Below are 15,372 nucleotides of genomic sequence, written 5' to 3'. Positions count from 1 at the left end.
AACCGCCAGGAGATGCAATGTCACACCTTTCTCGTCGCGATCTGCTCCGCGCCTCCGGAGCGGGTCTGCTGACCCTGGCCGCAGGCGGCACCCTGGCCGCCTGCGGCGGCTCCGGCGCGGGGAGTTCCTCAGGCGGGGACGCCGACACCGGTACCGTCACCGTCTGGTCCTGGGCCACGGCCGCCGCCGCCCTGCGTGGAGTCGTCCCGGCCTTCGAGAAGGACAACCCCGGCATCAAGGTCGACGTGCAGGACATCGGCAACCCGGCCATCTGGGACAAGATCACCGTCGGTCTCGCGGCCGGCGGTCAGGGCCTCGGCGACGTGCTGCACATCGGCTGCGACTACCTGCCCGGCTACCTGGAGAAGTTCCCCGGCGGCCTGGCGAACCTCTCCGAGTACGGTGCCGACGCGCACAAGGACAAGTTCGCCATGGGCCTGTGGCCCGTCGTCACCGGTAAGGACGGCCACGTCTACGCACTGCCCTGGGAGGTCAACCCGCTCGGCTTCTTCTACCGCAAGGACTACTTCGACAAGGCGGGCATCGACCCCACCGCCCTCGCCACCTGGGACGACCTGATAGCCGTCGCCGACCGCTTCAAGGCCGCCAACCCGGGCATCTCGCTCATCGGCATCAGCAAGGCCGCCAACCCGGACCCCGACCTGGACTTCCTGCAGTCCCTCATGCAGCTCCAGGGCGCGTTCTACTTCGACCTCCAGGGCCGGATCACCCTCGGTTCCGAGCCGGCCGTGCGCGCCCTCGCCACCGTCAAGCGCCTGGAGGACGCCGGCCTGATCGCCGACGTCCCCGGCGACCAGGGCTGGGCCACCGCGACGAAGGCGGGCAAGCTCGCCGTCGCCCCGATGCCCGCCTGGGCCGCGCACTACCTGGAGTCCAAGTTCGCCGACCAGAGCCGCAACTGGCGCCTCGCCAAGCCCCCGGCCGTCACCCCGGGCGGCAAACGCACCGCCCTGGTCAACTCCACCCACCTCGCCGTCGCCGCCTCCAGCCCGCGCCGCCGCGCCGCCTGGAAGTTCGTCGAGTACGCGCTCACCCGCCCCGACTCCGTCAACACCATGTTCGACGCCGGCGGCGTCTTCCCCGCGCTCACCGCGGCCTACGCCGGCCCGATGTACGCCGCGCCCCACCCGTACTTCGGCGGCCAGCCCGTCCTGAAGACCTTCGCCGACCTGGCCGTCGACGGCGGCGACCCGACCAACTACTCCGGGGACTACGCCCGCGCCCTCAAGCTCGCCAGCGACGCCCAGACCAAGGTCTTCCTCAAGGGCGGCGACCCCGCCGCCGTCCTCCAGGACGCCGCCAAACAGCTCGCCCAGCAGACCGGACGCGGCATCGCATGACCGCCGCCACCCCGTCCGCCGCCCCTGCCGGGGAACTCGCCAAGCAGCTCACCAAGGAAGCCGCACGGTCCCGCCGTAGCCCCCGGTGGCGCCGCGCCGCCCTGCCGTACCTGCTGCTCGCCCCCGCCCTGCTCACCTTCGGCGTGTTCAAGGCCTACCCGATCGTCGACTCGCTGCTGCTCTCCTTCACCACCGGATCCGGTACCGCCACCCGCGCCGCCGGACTCGCCAACTACCGCCGCCTGCTGGACGATCCGCTGTTCTGGACGGCCCTGCGCAACACCGGCGAGATCCTCGTCGTGCAGGTCCCGCTGATGCTCGGCCTGGCCCTGCTGATGGCCGTCGGCATCAACTCCGCCCTGGTGCGCTGGCGCGCGGTGTGGCGACTCGGCGTCTTCATGCCCGCCGTCACCGGCCTGGTCGCCACCGGGGTGATGTTCGCCTTCCTGCTCAGGACCGACGACGGCGCGGTCAACTGGCTGCTCGACGCGGTCGGCCTGCCCACCGTCGACTGGCTCGGCCAGCCGTTCTGGGCCCGGATGTCGGTCGTCCTGGTGCTCACCTGGCACTACACCGGCTACAACGCCGTCATCTACCTGGCCGGCCTGCAGTCCATCCCCCGGGAGCTGTACGAGGCCGCGATGGTCGACGGCGCCGGGCCGATCCGCCGCTTCGCGGCCATCACCGTCCCGGCGCTGCGCCCGGTCCTGCTGTTCACCGTCGTGCTGTCCACCATCGGCACGCTCCAACTGTTCGACGAGCCGTACGTGCTGACCGGTGGCGGCCCGGACAACGCGAGCCTCACCGTCTCCATGTACCTGTACCAGAACGGCTTCCGCTACTTCGACTTCGGCTACGCCTCCGCCATCGCCTACGCGCTCACCCTGCTGGTGTCGGTGCTCGGCGCGGTCCAGATGCGCCTGATGGGGGACAAGAACACATGAACCTCAGGAAACTGCGGGGCTGGCCGCTGACCTTCCTCCTCGCCGCCGTCACCGGCCTGTCCGTCGGCCCGTTCTACTGGCTGGTGATCGCCATCACCCGGAAGGACACCGAGATCTTCGACTGGCCGCCCGCACTGCTCCCCGGAAGCCACCTCGGCGACAACCTGGACCGGCTCCAGCGCCGGATCGGGCTGCTCCGGGTGATCGGGAACTCGTTGCTGGTGGCCGGAGTCCAGACGGCCGGCGCGCTGATCGTCGCGCTGCTCGCCGGCTACGCCTTCGCCAAGTTCCGCTTCCGCGGCCGCACGCTGCTCTTCGCGCTGCTGCTCTCCACCCTCGTGGTGCCCGAACAGGTCATGCTGGTCCCGCTGTTCAAGATGATGATGAGCTTCGGGCTGCTCGACTCCTACCAGGCGATCATCCTGCCCGGCCTGTGCGTGCCCTTCGCGATCTTCCTGATGCGCCAGTCGCTGAGCGGCCTGCCGGACGAACTGCTCGACGCCGCCCGGGTCGACGGCGCCGGCGAGTTCCGGGTGCTGTGGAGCGTCGTCGTCCCGGTCATGCGGCCGGTCCTGGCAGCCCTCTCGATCTTCCTGTTCCTGGGCTCCTGGAACCAGTTCGTCTGGCCGCTGATCGCCCTGCGCAGTCCGGACATGCACACCCTGCCGGTGGCCCTCGCGACCCTGTACGGGAACAAGAGCACCACCGACTACGGTGCGATCCTCTCCGGCACCGCGCTGTCCACCCTGCCGATGATGGTCCTCTTCCTGGTCCTCCAGCGGCAGTTCATCTCCGGCCTGCTGGCCGGCGCCACGAAAGGCTGAGCATGTCCGAGACCGTGAACGACATCTGGGAACCGCACGCCCCCGCCGCCGCCGGCCTGCGCCCGCTGCACGCCGAGGGGTTGGACCTGAGGGTGAGCGGCGCGGCCACCGCCCGGACGGTCGCCGACGGAGTGGTCGAGGTGAACGCCGAAGGGGAGGGCGAGCTGCGGATCGAGTGGCGGGTGCCCTGCGTGGACGCCACCGCCTTCTGGACGCCCGAGCCGCGCGGCACCGGCTGGCTCCCCGCCGCCTGGAGCGCCCCGCGCCGCACGAGCCTGGCCGGCGGCGCCCCGATCGCCGCGCTGATCGGCACCGGGGACGTCGCGCTCTGCGCCGTCGCCGCCGAGCGCCCCGACGTGCTGGCCGGGGCCGGAGTGGTCGAGGAGACCGGCGAGTTCCGGTTCTGGGTCCAGGCCGCGGGCCGACTCACCGTACGGATCGACACCTCGGGGCGGCACTTCGCCCGCTGCCTGGCCGACCTCTCCGCCTGGTGGGGCAGCGGCCGCGCCGCGGACATCCCCGAGGCCGCCCGTCGCCCCGCCTACTCCACCTGGTACTCGATGCACCAGGACATCACGCCCGAGCGCGTCGAGACCCAAGCCGCGCTGGGCAAGGAGCTCGGCCTGGACGTGATCATCGTGGACGACGGCTGGATGACCGCCGACCGCACCCGGGGCTACGCCCACTGCGGCGACTGGGAGCCGGTGTCGCTGCCCGACACCGCCGCCCACGTCCGCCGGGTGCACGAGCTCGGCGTGCGCTACCTGATCTGGTACGCGCTGCCGTTCATCGGCAAGGACAGCGCCGCGTACCAGAAGCTCGGCCGCTACGCCCTGGCCGACGCGGCACACCTGGGCGCGATCGTCGCCGACCCGCGGTACCCCGAGGTCCGCGACTTCCTCACCGACCGGCTCGCCCGTGCCGTCGAGGAGTGGGGCATGGACGGCCTCAAGGTCGACTTCGTCGACTGCTTCGCGCGGGCGGAGGTCCCCGAGCCCGGCCCCGGAGCCGACTGCGCAGGCGTGGACGAGGGCGTGGAGCGGCTGCTCGCCGCCGTCCGGCGCCGGATCACCGCCGCGAACCCCGAGGCGATGGTCGAGCACCGCCAGCCGTACGTCAGCCCCGGGCTGTGGCCGTACGTCACCATGGTCCGCGCCACCGACTGCCCGCTCAGCCCGCAGGAGAACCGGCAGCGGACCGTCGACCTGCGGCTCGCCGCCGGGCCCGTCCCGGTCCACTCCGACATGCTGATGTGGCACCCGGCCGAGCCGCCGGAGCAGATCGCCTGCCACCTGATCAACGTGCTGTTCGCGGTGCCGCAGATCTCCGTCGACCTCGCCGCGCAGAGCACCGCGCAGCGGGAGGCGATCGCCTTCTGGCTCGGCGTCTTCCGCACGCACCTCGACACCCTGCAGCTCGCCGAGCTGCGCCCGGCCCGTCCGGACCTCGGATACCCGCTGGTGACGGCGGTGGGCGAGGAGACCGTCGCGGTCGCCCGCTACGCGGCCCTGCCGGTCGACGCCTCGGATCCGGGCTGGCGCACCCTGCTGGTGGCCAACGCCGACGCCGACCCGGACGTCCGGCTGACCGGCGGCAGCGGGACCGCCGCCGTCACCGTGCAGGACGCCCGGGGGCGTATCGTCCGGCAGAGCGAGGTCGAGCTCGACCGGGCGGAGCCGATCCCGGTGCCACGCGGCGGGCTGCTGACCCTGCGCCGCGACTGACGACTCCAGGAGGACCGCATGCCCGAGGGAGCACACCGGCCGCGCCGTGGCGCCACCACCATCGAGGAGGTCGCCCGCGCGGCCGGGGTGTCCCGGCAGACCGTCTCCAACGCACTCAACGCCCCGCACCGGGTCCGTCCGGAAACGCTGGAGCGGGTGACCGCGACGATCCGCGAACTCGGCTACCAGCCCGACCAGTCGGCCCGCTCGCTGCGCAGCGGCGCCCGGCGCACCATCGGCTACCTCACCCCGGTGGACGACCCCAACGACCCCAACCCGCTGATGGCCGGCTTCCTGGAGGCCCTGGTCGACGCGGCCGGGGAACAGGGCCGACGGGTGCTGCTGTTCCGCCCGGGCCGGGGCGCGCCCGATGCGCTGGCTGCCATCGACGAGCTGGTGGCGGCCCGCCAGGTCGACGGGCTGGTGCTGGCGGACGTGCTCCACCAGGACGCCCGGATCGATCACGTCGCCCGGCTCGGCGTCCCGTTCGTCGCCTTCGGCCGGACCGGGCCCGCGCAGCCGCAGCACTGGGTGGACATCGCCAACGACGCGGCGATGGCCGCCGTGGTGCGGCACCTCGCGGCGCGCGGTCACCGGCGGATCGGGTACCTCGGGGCCTCCGAGGACCTGCCGTGGATGGCGGCGCGGCGGGCGGGCTTCCTCGCCGAGGCGCGCCGACTGGGACTGTCCGCCGTCACCGCGGCCCACCCGCAGGTGGAGGCGGTACGGGCGCTGCTGCGCGGGCCCGACCGGCCCACCGCCTTCGCGGCGGGCAGCGACCTGCTGGCCTTGGACGTGTACGAGGCCGTCCGGGCGGAGGGGCTGGAGGTCGGGCCGCGCGGGGTCGCCGTCACCGGATTCCACAACACGCCGCTCTGCCGCCACCTGCACCCGCCGCTGACCTCCGTGCGGCTGCCGCTGCGGGCGATCACCGGCGCGCTGGTCGGGCGGCTGCTCGACCAGGTGCGTGGGCAGGCGGTGCCGACGGCGGGGGGCGAGCTGGCGGCCGAGCTGGTGGTGCGGGGGAGTTCGGGTTAGACCGTATGAAGTGCGCTGCTTGCGGGGTTCGGGTCCGTCCTCGTACGCCCGCCTGCGCGGCGACGACGGGAGTACGAGGACCGGCCCTGGGCGGTGGTCTGCGCGACGATCAGCTCGCCGACCGACTGCGCGGCGGCTGAGCCGATCAGGCCCGGTGGGCCGCCGGGCGTTCGGGGGACGCCTCCGCGAGCGCCCGGGTCACCGCGTCGACGCCGGCGCGCAGCCCGTACACCGGGGCACCGGGCTGCTGCCGCCAGGAGTCGTCGATCCCGCCGGCGTCCACCGTGTCGAAGCCCAACTCGTCGATCAGCGCCCGTACCACGCGCTTGGCCGTCTCGTCGTCGGACGCGACCGGCACGGCGAGGCGCTCCGGGTCACCCGCCGGGCGGGGGCGCTCCAGCAGGTCCTGGGCGTAGGTGCCGTTGAACGCCTTCACCACCCGGTGGCCGATCTGCTGCTCCGTCCAGCGGCTCTCGGTCAGCCCGCCGTCCTCGATCGCGTCGATCCGGCCGTCGCGCTGCTGCGGGTAGTAGTTGCCGGTGTCGATCACCGCCACGCCCTCGGCCGCGCCGTCCAGCAGCCCGGCGGGCAGGTGCGGCACGTTCTTCAGCGGCACGGTCACCACCACGACCTGCGCGCCCCGCGCCGCCTCGGCGGCCGTCACGGCCTTCGCGCCGGTCTCCTCGACCAGCGCCCCGAGCGACTCCGGGCCGCGCGAGTTGGCCACCGAGACCTCGTGCCCCAGCGCGGTCAGCCGCCTGGTCAGGTTGCCGCCGATGTTGCCCGCGCCGATGATGCCGATCTTCATGGGAAAGCCCCTCGTTCTGGGAGTGCCACAAGCTCGTCGACCTGCCCCAACCGGGCGGCGACCGGTTCTGTTCCCGCAAGCAGAGCACCCCCTACCGGACGTTCGTCGACCGGCTGCGCGGCCCGGACCTCCAACGCGCCGTCGAGGCGGCCGTCCTGCGCACCGAGGAGCCCGTCCGGCTCGACCAACTCTCCACTGTCCATGACATCCTGACGACTCTCGCGTAGCGTTCGTTCGTATGACCCACGACTCGGTGCCGCCGCTGCTCGCGGTCGCGGCGGTTCTGCTCGCCGGCGACCTGATCCGGCGCCGACGGAACGGGAAGCCGGTACCGCTGCTGCCCCGGTCCACCCCGGCCCGGGTGGTCGCCGTGGCGGTCGTCGCGCTGGTGGTGGTCTCCGGCGTACTGGCCGGCCAGCCCTGGGCGGCGTCGATCGTGCCCGCCGTGGCGCTCGGCGGACTCGCGGGCGCCGTCGTGGATCTCCGTGACCGCTCGCGCCGTTGACGCCGTTCCAGGGCGCTGGCCGCGGCATTCCGGCGGCCCGTGGTGTCGGGACCTCCGGTTCTCAGTGGTCCGTCGCACTGTCCGTGCTCCGCCGGTGTGCCCGGCCCGTCACTCGAAGCGCGTGGGGTCGCCGGCCCCGCGCCGGACGATCTCCGGCCCGCCGCCGGAGAAGTCGATGACCGTCGTCGGTTCCGTGCCGCAGTCGCCCGAATCCACCACGGCGTCCAGCACGTGGTCGAGGCGCTCCTTGATCTCCCACCCCTGTGTCATCGGTTCGTCCTCACCGGGGAGAACCAGGGTGCTGGAGACCAGGGGCTCACCGAGTTCGGCGAGCAGAGCCCTGGTGACGGTGTGGTCGGGGATCCTGACTCCCACCGTCTTCTTCTTCGGGTGCAGCAGGCGGCGTGGCACCTCCTTGGTGGCGGGGAGGATGAAGGTGTAGCTGCCCGGCGTCGCGGCCTTGACGGCGCGGAAGACGTTGTTGTCGAGTTGGACGAACTGCCCCAGCTGCGCGAAGTCCACGCACATCAGGGTGAAGTGGTGACGCTCGTCGAGACGCCGGATCGACCGGATCCGCTCAAGGCCGTCGCGGTTGTCCAGCCGACAGCCGAGGGCGAAACAGGAGTCGGTCGGGTACGCGATGAGGGCCCCGGACCGGAGACTGGCGACCACGGTGCTGATGGTGCGCGGCTGGGGAGACTCTGGATGCACGTCGAAGTACTTCGCCATTGGCCGACCCTACGGGATCCCGGCGACGGATGGGCGCAGCCGCGACATCCCGCTCCGCGAGCGTCCGCGAAAGGTGGGCTGCGTCCGCGGTGGTCGGTGCCGACGGTGCGAGCGGTCTCGGCGAGCGTGTTCGGGCCGGAGCTGGTCTGCTGGTGCCGAGGGGGGCGTGCCGGTGTAGCGGGAGGAATCCGGATGAGGACCTATCGAGTGGCACAGGTGGCCGCCGTCGGCGGGGCGTTCGAGATCGTCGAGCGTGACGTGCCGCGGCCGGGCCCCGGTCATGTACGGGTCGCCGTGGAGGCCTGCGGGGTCTGCCACAGCGACGCCATGTTCGTGAACGCCGGGCTGCCGGGCGTCGGGTTTCCGCTGGTCCCCGGGCACGAGATCGCCGGGCGCATCGAGGAGCTCGGCGAGGGGACGCAGAGCACCGGATGGCGGGTGGGCGACCGGGTGGCGGTGGGCTGGTTCGGCGGCAGCTGCGGGCACTGCGCCGCCTGTCGGCAGGGCGACTTCGTCCTGTGCCTGAACCTGAAGGTCCCCGGTTGGGCGTACGACGGCGGGTACGCCGAGGCGGTGGTGGTGCCGGTCGACGCCCTGGCGCGGATCCCCGACGCGCTGGCGGCCGCCGACGCCGCGCCGATGGCCTGCGCCGGGGTGACCACGTACAACGGGCTGCGGACGAGCTCCGCACGGGCGGGCGACCTCGTCGCCGTGCTCGGCATCGGCGGCCTCGGCCACCTGGGTGTGCAGTACGCGGCCGCGATGGGCTTCGAGACCGTGGCCATCGCCCGCGGCGCCGACAAGGCCGACTTCGCCAAGCAACTCGGCGCGCACCACTACATCGACAGCACGGCCGACACGCCCGTCGCGGACGCACTGCAGTCCCTCGGCGGCGCCAGGGTCGTGCTGGCCACCGCCGCGAACTCCGCCGCCATCACGGCGACCGTGGACGGGCTGTCCCACCGCGGTGAACTGGTGGTCATCGGCGCGGACACCGAGCCGCTTCGGATCACCCCGGTCCAGCTGCTCCTGCGGGCCAGGACCGTCCGGGGCCACCCGTCCGGCAGCGCGCAGGACATCGAGGACACCATGGCGTTCAGCGCCCTGCGGGGAATCCGCCCGATGATCGAGACCGCGCCGCTCGACCGGGCCGACGAGGCATACCGGAGGATGCTCTCCGGTGCCGCCCGCTTCCGCATGGTGCTCACCACCGGAACGGGATGACGGGAGACCGACATGCCGGAGCTTCGCGCCGGCTAACTCGGCGTCGGACCACTCTCGCAGAGGGGCGGGTTCCGGCCGGGCTCGTCGGGGTGGGCGGCGGCAGGTTCGGCGCGCCGGATGGCGATGACGGCGGCGTCGTCGTTGAGGCGGTGGCCGACGTGAGCGAGGAGGTCGCGGCGGATGTGGTTGACGAGTGCCTCGGGGGAGCACTTGGTCCAGTGGGCGGCGCGATCGGCGAGCGGATAGAACTCGCCGGTGTCGTCGCGTGCCTCGGTGACCCCGTCGGTGTACAGCAGCAGGGTGTCGCCCCTGTCGAACGGGAAGTCGTCGCTCGGGTACGTGCCGTCGCCGAGGTCGTTCACGCCGAGGGGTGGAGCGGCCGGCACGGAGTCGACGGGCAGTACGCGGCCGTCGCGCAGTAGGAGGGGCGGCGGGTGTCCGCAGTTGGTCATGCGGGCGATCGGCTCGTCGTCGGGCAGGTCGAGGAGAATCGCGGTGATGAAGTGCTCGACGATGTCGCCGCTCTCCTGGGCGAAGTCGGTGAGGTAGCGCCCCACGTTGTGGTCGAGCGTGGACGCCAGGTCCGCCAGGGTGTCGTGCTGTGCGGCGATGAGGCGGAAGGCGCTGACCAGCAGGGCCGACTCGCCGACGGCGGCCAGGCCCTTACCCCGGACGTCTCCGATGACCATGCGGGTCCCGCCCGTGGTGCGGGTGGCGGTGTAGAGGTCGCCGCCGATCTGTGCCTCCTTCTCGGCGGCGAGGTACATCGTGGCGATCTGAAGCGGCCCGATCTGTTCGGGTAGCGGGCGCAACAGGGCGCGCTGGGCGGCTTCGGCGACTGACTGGGCGCGGGCGAGCTGCCTGGCCCGGTGATCGCGGATGGCGGTGAACATGACGATCAGCACGCACAGGACGGCCAGCGCGGCGATCTGCGCGATGTGGTTGCTGGTGGTGAGGCCGCCGTGGAGGAAGGCGATGAGGACCTGGGCCGCGAGGGCCAGGGCTCCGACGAGGGCGGTCGGGCGGAGGCCGGCGAACGAGGGGGTGAGGGCAGGGGCGATCACCAGGAGCGGGCCGAGGTGGATGGTGGTGGGGGAGTGGAGATCGACCACGGTGATCGCCGCGATGAGGGCGAGCGGGATCAACAGCAGCGCCCAGTTCCGTTGCCCGCGCTGCTGGAGGCGGGCCGCGCGTGCTCGGACTTCCATGTCCCCACTGTGCTCCTGAGCGTCGGCGAGCGCAGGTGTGGTGCACGATGCGCGGTAACCGGCTCACCGGTCGTAACCGCTCCGGAGCCGGGCGGCATGGAGCGGCGAACTCTCGAAGCATCCCGACCGGCACGGCACCGGGCGATATCGCTCGCAGCGGGAAGACCCCGCGCGGAACGGATCTCAATCCGGAAGCGGCCTTGCGGGGCGCGGATATTTCACCGGTATGCGATACGTGCCGCATTTTCACCTGGCCGGACTCATGCTGTCACACCTTGGACATGTCCGAAATGACAGTCATAAGGGCTGTTATTACGTTCATCGCAGGTCGGTCACCCGGCCGACGTCCGTGAGACAGAGAGACAGTGACATGCGCACGCGCACATGGGCTTTGGCCGCTGCCGGAGTAAGCGCGGCGGCCCTTGCAGCCACCGGTATCACCTATACCCTGACCGCCGGATCCACCTCGGCGTCCCCGTCTGTCCAGCGGGCGGCCCAGCCCGTCCAGCAAGCCGCCCCGGTGCACCCGCCCGTTCAGTCGGCGCCCCAGCAGGCCCAACAAGCCGCCCCGGACGCGGCTGCCTCGGGCGGCGGCAGCGAACACGGGGAGAAGCACGAGGGCGAGAACGGGGAGAAGCACGAGGGTCGCGACCATGAGGACGGCGGACGCGGCCACGACCATGAGGAAGCGGGAAGGATCTACTTCAACGAACGTTCGTACTCCGCCTCCGAGGAGGGATGCATCACCGCTGCCAGCGGACTGGGCTCCAGTAGCTTCAGCGTTTTCAATGACAGCCGGAAGATCGTCGAGGTCTTCCGCGGCTTTTCCTGCGACAACGGCGGTCCGGTCGCCACCGTGGGTCCCTACGGCGCCACCGACGGCGTCGCGCCCCGTACCGGCCACGGGGGCGTGTTCGGTGACAACGGCGCCGTGGGCAGCTTCCTGGTGATCGGCGACCGCGACGAGTGGTGACGGCGCCGCCCGGGGCACGGCCGGCTCCGAGCCCCGCCGAGAGCACCGCGAGCGCTCAGAGGACCGCGAGCGGATTGACCGGGGAGCCGGTGCCGCGGGGGATGTTCAGGGGCGCGGCGACGAAGAGGAACTCCCACCGTGAGGTGCGGGCGCACGCTTCGGCCAACGGTTCCAGGTCGAGGTTGTCGATCAGCGGCAGGCCCAGGGCGGTGATGGCCAGCACGTGGACCGGCGAGTGGACGCCGTCGACGGGGCTCGGGCGCATGTCGCTGTCGCCGTCGCTGCCCAGTGCCGAGGCCTGTGACTCGCCCAGCACGCGCATCGCGCCGGGATGCAGCCCCGCGCTGAGGTCGTCCGGGTCCCACGCGCCCAGCCGCCGCCGTCGGGCGAGGTGGCCCGTGCGGACCAGGAGGATGTCCTGGGGGTGGAGCGGGCTGCCCTGTTCCTCGGCGCAGAGCAGCAGCTCCGGGCCGCCGATCGCCTCTCCCGGCTCCAGCCAGGCACGGCCACGCAGGCGTGGCACGTCCAGCAGGACTCCTCGCCCCACCAGCCCGGGCAGCAGGTCGGTCACCGCGCCGTAGGCGGCACCTTGCGAGGAGAACACCTCCCGCGCCCGCACTCCCGCGAAGAGCAGTCCGCCGTACGCGATGTGGCAGAGCGCGTCCAGGTGCGTCTGCGCCTTGCCGTGGTAGTCGGAGGCGATGAAGTCCCGGTGCACGGTCGGCTCGGGGGCCGTGACGTCCGCCAGTTCGGTCATCTGGTGCAAGGCCGGCCTGCGGTTGTCGGGCCCCGGCACGCTGTCCCACGGTCGCCCCATGGCGACGACCTCACCCGTGCGTACGAGTCCGGCGGCCGCCACCCGTCGCGTCCCGTCGACCGGCCCGGGGAGGTGGTCGCGGCGCAGTTGCCGGAATAGCGCGTCGAACTCGTCGCGGGTCATCGTCGGCCCGTTGACACTGGCCATGGCACTCCTCAACCCGTCCCCCGCTCTGCCGATGATGCGGTGACGGTCGCAATACCGCCACCGTGCTCGGGGGGTGTGCGCGATCCGGTGACAAGCACCGCAGAACGGGCAAAGTCCTAATATTGCATCGAAGGGTGCAGCTCTGCGGAAATGTGAGCGCTGTGGCGGTCATGACGGCTTCGGATGAGGTGGGGATAGGCCCCGTACGGGCCCGTGAGCGGTTCATGCTCGGTGAACCGGTCGAGGGTGGCGTGCGGAGCATGATCCTGAACTCCTGGCAGCGCTGTCAGTCGATGGGGATCTCCCCGGACGGGTCCGAGCTCCCGTACCGACCGGACATCGATCTGGACGGCCGGCTGGTCCGTGCGGCCAGGCCCGTGCTGGACCGGCTGGCATCCAGGTTCGCCGGCAGTCGGATGAACGTGGCCCTGACCGACGGGGACGGGGCGGTGCTGCAGCGCCGTTTCGGCGAAGCGTCCATGGTCAGGCAGCTGCCCGCGGTCCAGAGCGTCCCGGGCTTCGTGTTCGCCGAGCAGTACGGGGGGACCAACGGCATCGGGCTGGCGCTCACGGAACGGCGGCTCATCCAGGTCTCCGGAGCCGAGCACTTCGCCGAGCGCGGCCAGTCGAACGCCTGTACGGCGATTCCCGTCCGCGACCCCCTCAGTGGACGGATCGAGGGTGTCCTCTGCTTCGCCTATCCGCCCGCCTACGCGGACCCGCAGATGGAGGACCTGATCCGCAAGGCCGCCACCGCCATCGAGCGGCGCCTGCTGGCGCAGAGCTCGGCGCGAGAGCGCACCCTGCTGCGCGCGTACCTCGATTCCAGGCGCCGCGCCCAGACCGACCAGCCGGCCGGGGACGGGTGCCTGGTCGGGATGGACGAGCTGTCCCGAAGCGGGCTGGACCGGCACGACCAGATCCTGCTCGAACAGATGGCCACCGACCTGATCTCCTCGGCCCGCCGCACCGCGGTCGAGGTGACCCTCTCCCAGGGCCGGCAAGTCACCCTGCTGAGCCGTCCGGTGGCCAGCCCGTCCGGGGTGGAGGGCTTCGTCATCGAGGCGATCCTGCACGGCGACTCGCTGCCCCAGCTCGTCGCCCCCGACCAGGCCGGTCGGCCGGTCGGCCGCCCGGCGCCCGCCACGACCACCGCCGTCCCACCGCTCCGGCACCCCGGGGGTGGCGCGTCGGATCGCAGGGCCGAGGTGCCGTCCGCCCCCGGGCGCGGCGCAGCCACCAGGCTGCTGCTGGTGGGCGAGCCGGGCGTGGGACAGTACGCCGTCGCGGCCCGCCGCCGCCTGGAGCTGCTGTCCGAGGCCAGCACCCGCATCGGCACCACCCTGAACGTGACCCGCACCGCCTGGGAACTCGCCGAGATGGCCGTCCCGCGGCTGGCCGACTACGTCACCATCGACCTGCCCGAGACCGTCCTGCGCGGCGAGGAGCCCACCGACCCCAGCAGCGAGCTGCACCGCACGGTGGTCCACGGCATCCGCACCGACTGCCCCTTCTACCCGGTCGGCGAACGGGTCGACCTCAGCCCCACCACGCCCCATCGCCGCTGCCTGGCGAGTGGGCAGGCGGTGCTGGAGCCCGATCTGAGCAGGGCCGCCGGCTGGATCTCGCAGGACCCCGAGGCGGCCGAGCGCCTCCTCGCGAACGACGTCCACTCCCTCATCACCGTCCCACTGCTGGCCCGCGGCGTCGTGCTGGGCATCGCCGGCTTCTACCGCGCCCGGAACCCCGCCCCCTACGGGGACGACGACCGCTCGCTGGCCCAGGAGCTGGCCACCCGCGCCGCCATCTGCATCGACAACGCCCGCCGCTACACCCGCGAACACGCCATGGTCCTGGCCCTGCAGCACAGCCTGCTCCCGCGCAGCCTGCCCGAGCAGAGCGCCATCGAGGTCGCCCACCGCTATCTGCCCGCCGAGTCCGGGGTGCGCGGGGACTGGTTCGACGTCATCCCCCTCTCCGGTGCCCGGGTCGCCCTGGTCGTCGGCGATGTCGTCGGCCGCGGACTGCACGCCGCCGCGACCATGGGCCGCCTGCGCACCGCCGTGCACAACTTCGCCGAACTGGACCTCGCCCCCGACGAGCTCCTCACCCACCTGGACAACCTCGTGGGGCGCCTGGACCGGGACGAGGACGGTGCGGAGCCCGCCACCGGCAATGACGGCATCATCGGCGCGTCCTGCCTGTACGCCGTCTACGACCCGACCTCGCAGCGCTGCACGCTGGCCCGCGCCGGTCACCCGCCACCCGTGGTGGTCCACCCGGACGGCACGGTCATCCTCCCCGACCTCCCCGCCGGGCCCCCGCTCGGCCTGGGCGGTCTGCCGTTCGAAACCGCCGAGCTGCACCTGCCCGAAGGCAGCCAGCTGGTCCTCTACTCCGACGGACTCCTCGACGACCACCGCCGCGACCCCGACGCGGCCCTCGACCGCCTGCGCACCGCCCTGGCCCACCCGAACCGCTCACCCGAGGACACCTGTGGCACGGTCGTGGAGGCCGTGGTACCCGAGCACCCGGCCGACGACGTCACGCTGCTCGTCGCCCGCACCCACGCCCTCGACCCCGGTCGGATCGCCACCTGGGACCTGCCCGCCGACCCGGCCCGCGTCGGCGACATCCGCGCCGCCGCCGCCCGCCGCCTGAGCGACTGGGGACTGGACGAGGTCGCCTTCGTCGCCGAACTGCTGCTCAGCGAACTGGTCACCAACGCCATCCGCTACGGCATCGAGCCCATCCAGGTCCGCCTGATCCACGACCGCGCCCTGATCTGCGAGGTCTCCGACGGCAGCAGCACCGCCCCCCACCTGCGCCACGCGGCCACCACCGACGAGGGCGGCCGCGGCCTGTTCCTCGTCGCCCAGCTCACCCAGGCCTGGGGCACCCGCTACACGGCCAGGGGCAAGGTCATCTGGGCCGAATGCGCCCTGGAGTCGTCCGACGGAGTCCCCGACCTCTTCGAGAGCCACTTCTTCGAGAACCAGTTCGCCGACATCCCCGAAATCGAATGACCCGACCTCCGGACATCGCCCGACCTCCGGACATCAACGGCCGC

The 15,372-nt window shown here is 72.3% G+C and carries 13 protein-coding genes; 9 read left to right on the top strand and 4 right to left on the bottom strand.

Annotated features, from left to right (window positions below):
- Positions 1-17: 17 nt before the first annotated feature.
- The 5 genes from ACH4E7_RS35540 to ACH4E7_RS35520 are packed head-to-tail and all read left to right on the top strand — an operon-like array spanning position 18 to position 5,891.
- On the top strand, positions 18-1,361 hold the full coding sequence (locus ACH4E7_RS35540) for an ABC transporter substrate-binding protein (protein WP_396253308.1): 1,344 nt from the start codon (positions 18-20) through the stop codon (positions 1,359-1,361).
- A complete protein-coding gene (locus ACH4E7_RS35535; RefSeq protein ID WP_396253307.1) occupies positions 1,358-2,305 on the top strand; it encodes a carbohydrate ABC transporter permease in 948 nt (315 codons plus the stop codon). Before ACH4E7_RS35540 ends, ACH4E7_RS35535 begins: the two co-directional genes overlap by 4 nt.
- Positions 2,302-3,129, top strand: a complete 828-nt coding sequence (locus ACH4E7_RS35530; RefSeq protein ID WP_396253306.1) for a carbohydrate ABC transporter permease — start codon at positions 2,302-2,304, stop codon at positions 3,127-3,129. The genes ACH4E7_RS35535 and ACH4E7_RS35530 overlap by 4 nt, the downstream gene beginning before the upstream one ends.
- Before the next feature lie 2 nt (positions 3,130-3,131).
- Positions 3,132-4,853 carry a glycoside hydrolase family 36 protein gene (locus ACH4E7_RS35525; protein ID WP_396253305.1) on the top strand — a complete coding sequence of 574 codons (1,722 nt, stop codon included), beginning with the start codon at positions 3,132-3,134 and terminating at the stop codon, positions 4,851-4,853.
- An 18-nt stretch (positions 4,854-4,871) separates the two neighbouring features.
- On the top strand, positions 4,872-5,891 hold the full coding sequence (locus ACH4E7_RS35520) for a LacI family DNA-binding transcriptional regulator (protein ID WP_396253304.1): 1,020 nt from the start codon (positions 4,872-4,874) through the stop codon (positions 5,889-5,891).
- A gap of 145 nt (positions 5,892-6,036) precedes the next feature.
- Here ACH4E7_RS35520 and ACH4E7_RS35515 read toward each other — a convergent pair whose 3' ends face one another.
- Entirely contained in the window at positions 6,037-6,699 is a 663-nt protein-coding gene (locus tag ACH4E7_RS35515) for an NADPH-dependent F420 reductase (RefSeq protein ID WP_396253303.1), read from the bottom strand.
- A gap of 238 nt (positions 6,700-6,937) precedes the next feature.
- Here ACH4E7_RS35515 and ACH4E7_RS35510 point away from each other — a divergent pair, with 238 nt between their 5' ends.
- Positions 6,938-7,204, top strand: a complete 267-nt coding sequence (locus ACH4E7_RS35510) for a hypothetical protein (protein ID WP_396253302.1) — start codon at positions 6,938-6,940, stop codon at positions 7,202-7,204.
- A gap of 108 nt (positions 7,205-7,312) precedes the next feature.
- Here the strand turns inward: ACH4E7_RS35510 and ACH4E7_RS35505 are convergent, their stop codons facing one another.
- Complete coding sequence (locus ACH4E7_RS35505) at positions 7,313-7,933, bottom strand: L-threonylcarbamoyladenylate synthase (RefSeq protein WP_396253301.1); 621 nt, start codon at positions 7,931-7,933, stop codon at positions 7,313-7,315.
- A 192-nt stretch (positions 7,934-8,125) separates the two neighbouring features.
- Between ACH4E7_RS35505 and ACH4E7_RS35500 the strand changes: the two genes are divergently transcribed.
- Entirely contained in the window at positions 8,126-9,157 is a 1,032-nt protein-coding gene (locus tag ACH4E7_RS35500) for an alcohol dehydrogenase (RefSeq protein ID WP_396253300.1), read from the top strand.
- 32 nt (positions 9,158-9,189) lie between these two features.
- Here ACH4E7_RS35500 and ACH4E7_RS35495 read toward each other — a convergent pair whose 3' ends face one another.
- Entirely contained in the window at positions 9,190-10,365 is a 1,176-nt protein-coding gene (locus tag ACH4E7_RS35495) for a PP2C family protein-serine/threonine phosphatase (protein ID WP_396253299.1), read from the bottom strand.
- Between the two features lie 370 nt (positions 10,366-10,735).
- Between ACH4E7_RS35495 and ACH4E7_RS35490 the strand changes: the two genes are divergently transcribed.
- Positions 10,736-11,338 (top strand): hypothetical protein, encoded by a 603-nt coding sequence (locus ACH4E7_RS35490; protein ID WP_396253298.1) that lies wholly within the window; start codon positions 10,736-10,738, stop codon positions 11,336-11,338.
- 55 nt (positions 11,339-11,393) lie between these two features.
- Here the strand turns inward: ACH4E7_RS35490 and ACH4E7_RS35485 are convergent, their stop codons facing one another.
- A complete protein-coding gene (locus ACH4E7_RS35485) occupies positions 11,394-12,302 on the bottom strand; it encodes a cyclase family protein (protein WP_396253297.1) in 909 nt (302 codons plus the stop codon).
- Positions 12,303-12,472: 170 nt separating this feature from the next.
- On the opposite strand from ACH4E7_RS35485, the gene ACH4E7_RS35480 reads away from it, so the two are divergent.
- On the top strand, positions 12,473-15,328 hold the full coding sequence (locus ACH4E7_RS35480; protein ID WP_396253296.1) for a SpoIIE family protein phosphatase: 2,856 nt from the start codon (positions 12,473-12,475) through the stop codon (positions 15,326-15,328).
- Positions 15,329-15,372: the final 44 nt, after the last annotated feature.

It is taken from the genome of Kitasatospora sp. NPDC018058 (assembly GCF_044327205.1).
Taxonomy (GTDB): Bacteria; Actinomycetota; Actinomycetes; order Streptomycetales; family Streptomycetaceae; genus Kitasatospora.
This window is presented reverse-complemented; position numbering and strand designations above follow the sequence as displayed.

Excerpts from the sequence above, each read along its gene's own strand:
- ACH4E7_RS35485 (WP_396253297.1), bottom strand. The coding sequence starts at position 12,302 with ATGGCCAGTGTCAACGGGCCGACGATGACCCGCGACGAGTTCGACGCG.
- ACH4E7_RS35495 (WP_396253299.1), bottom strand. The coding sequence starts at position 10,365 with ATGGAAGTCCGAGCACGCGCGGCCCGCCTCCAGCAGCGCGGGCAACGG.
- ACH4E7_RS35515 (WP_396253303.1), bottom strand. The coding sequence starts at position 6,699 with ATGAAGATCGGCATCATCGGCGCGGGCAACATCGGCGGCAACCTGACC.
- ACH4E7_RS35510 (WP_396253302.1), top strand. The coding sequence starts at position 6,938 with ATGACCCACGACTCGGTGCCGCCGCTGCTCGCGGTCGCGGCGGTTCTG.
- ACH4E7_RS35540 (WP_396253308.1), top strand. The coding sequence starts at position 18 with ATGTCACACCTTTCTCGTCGCGATCTGCTCCGCGCCTCCGGAGCGGGT.
- ACH4E7_RS35530 (WP_396253306.1), top strand. The coding sequence starts at position 2,302 with ATGAACCTCAGGAAACTGCGGGGCTGGCCGCTGACCTTCCTCCTCGCC.
- ACH4E7_RS35525 (WP_396253305.1), top strand. The coding sequence starts at position 3,132 with ATGTCCGAGACCGTGAACGACATCTGGGAACCGCACGCCCCCGCCGCC.
- ACH4E7_RS35520 (WP_396253304.1), top strand. The coding sequence starts at position 4,872 with ATGCCCGAGGGAGCACACCGGCCGCGCCGTGGCGCCACCACCATCGAG.
- ACH4E7_RS35535 (WP_396253307.1), top strand. The coding sequence starts at position 1,358 with ATGACCGCCGCCACCCCGTCCGCCGCCCCTGCCGGGGAACTCGCCAAG.
- ACH4E7_RS35490 (WP_396253298.1), top strand. The coding sequence starts at position 10,736 with ATGCGCACGCGCACATGGGCTTTGGCCGCTGCCGGAGTAAGCGCGGCG.
- ACH4E7_RS35480 (WP_396253296.1), top strand. The coding sequence starts at position 12,473 with ATGACGGCTTCGGATGAGGTGGGGATAGGCCCCGTACGGGCCCGTGAG.
- ACH4E7_RS35500 (WP_396253300.1), top strand. The coding sequence starts at position 8,126 with ATGAGGACCTATCGAGTGGCACAGGTGGCCGCCGTCGGCGGGGCGTTC.
- ACH4E7_RS35505 (WP_396253301.1), bottom strand. The coding sequence starts at position 7,933 with ATGGCGAAGTACTTCGACGTGCATCCAGAGTCTCCCCAGCCGCGCACC.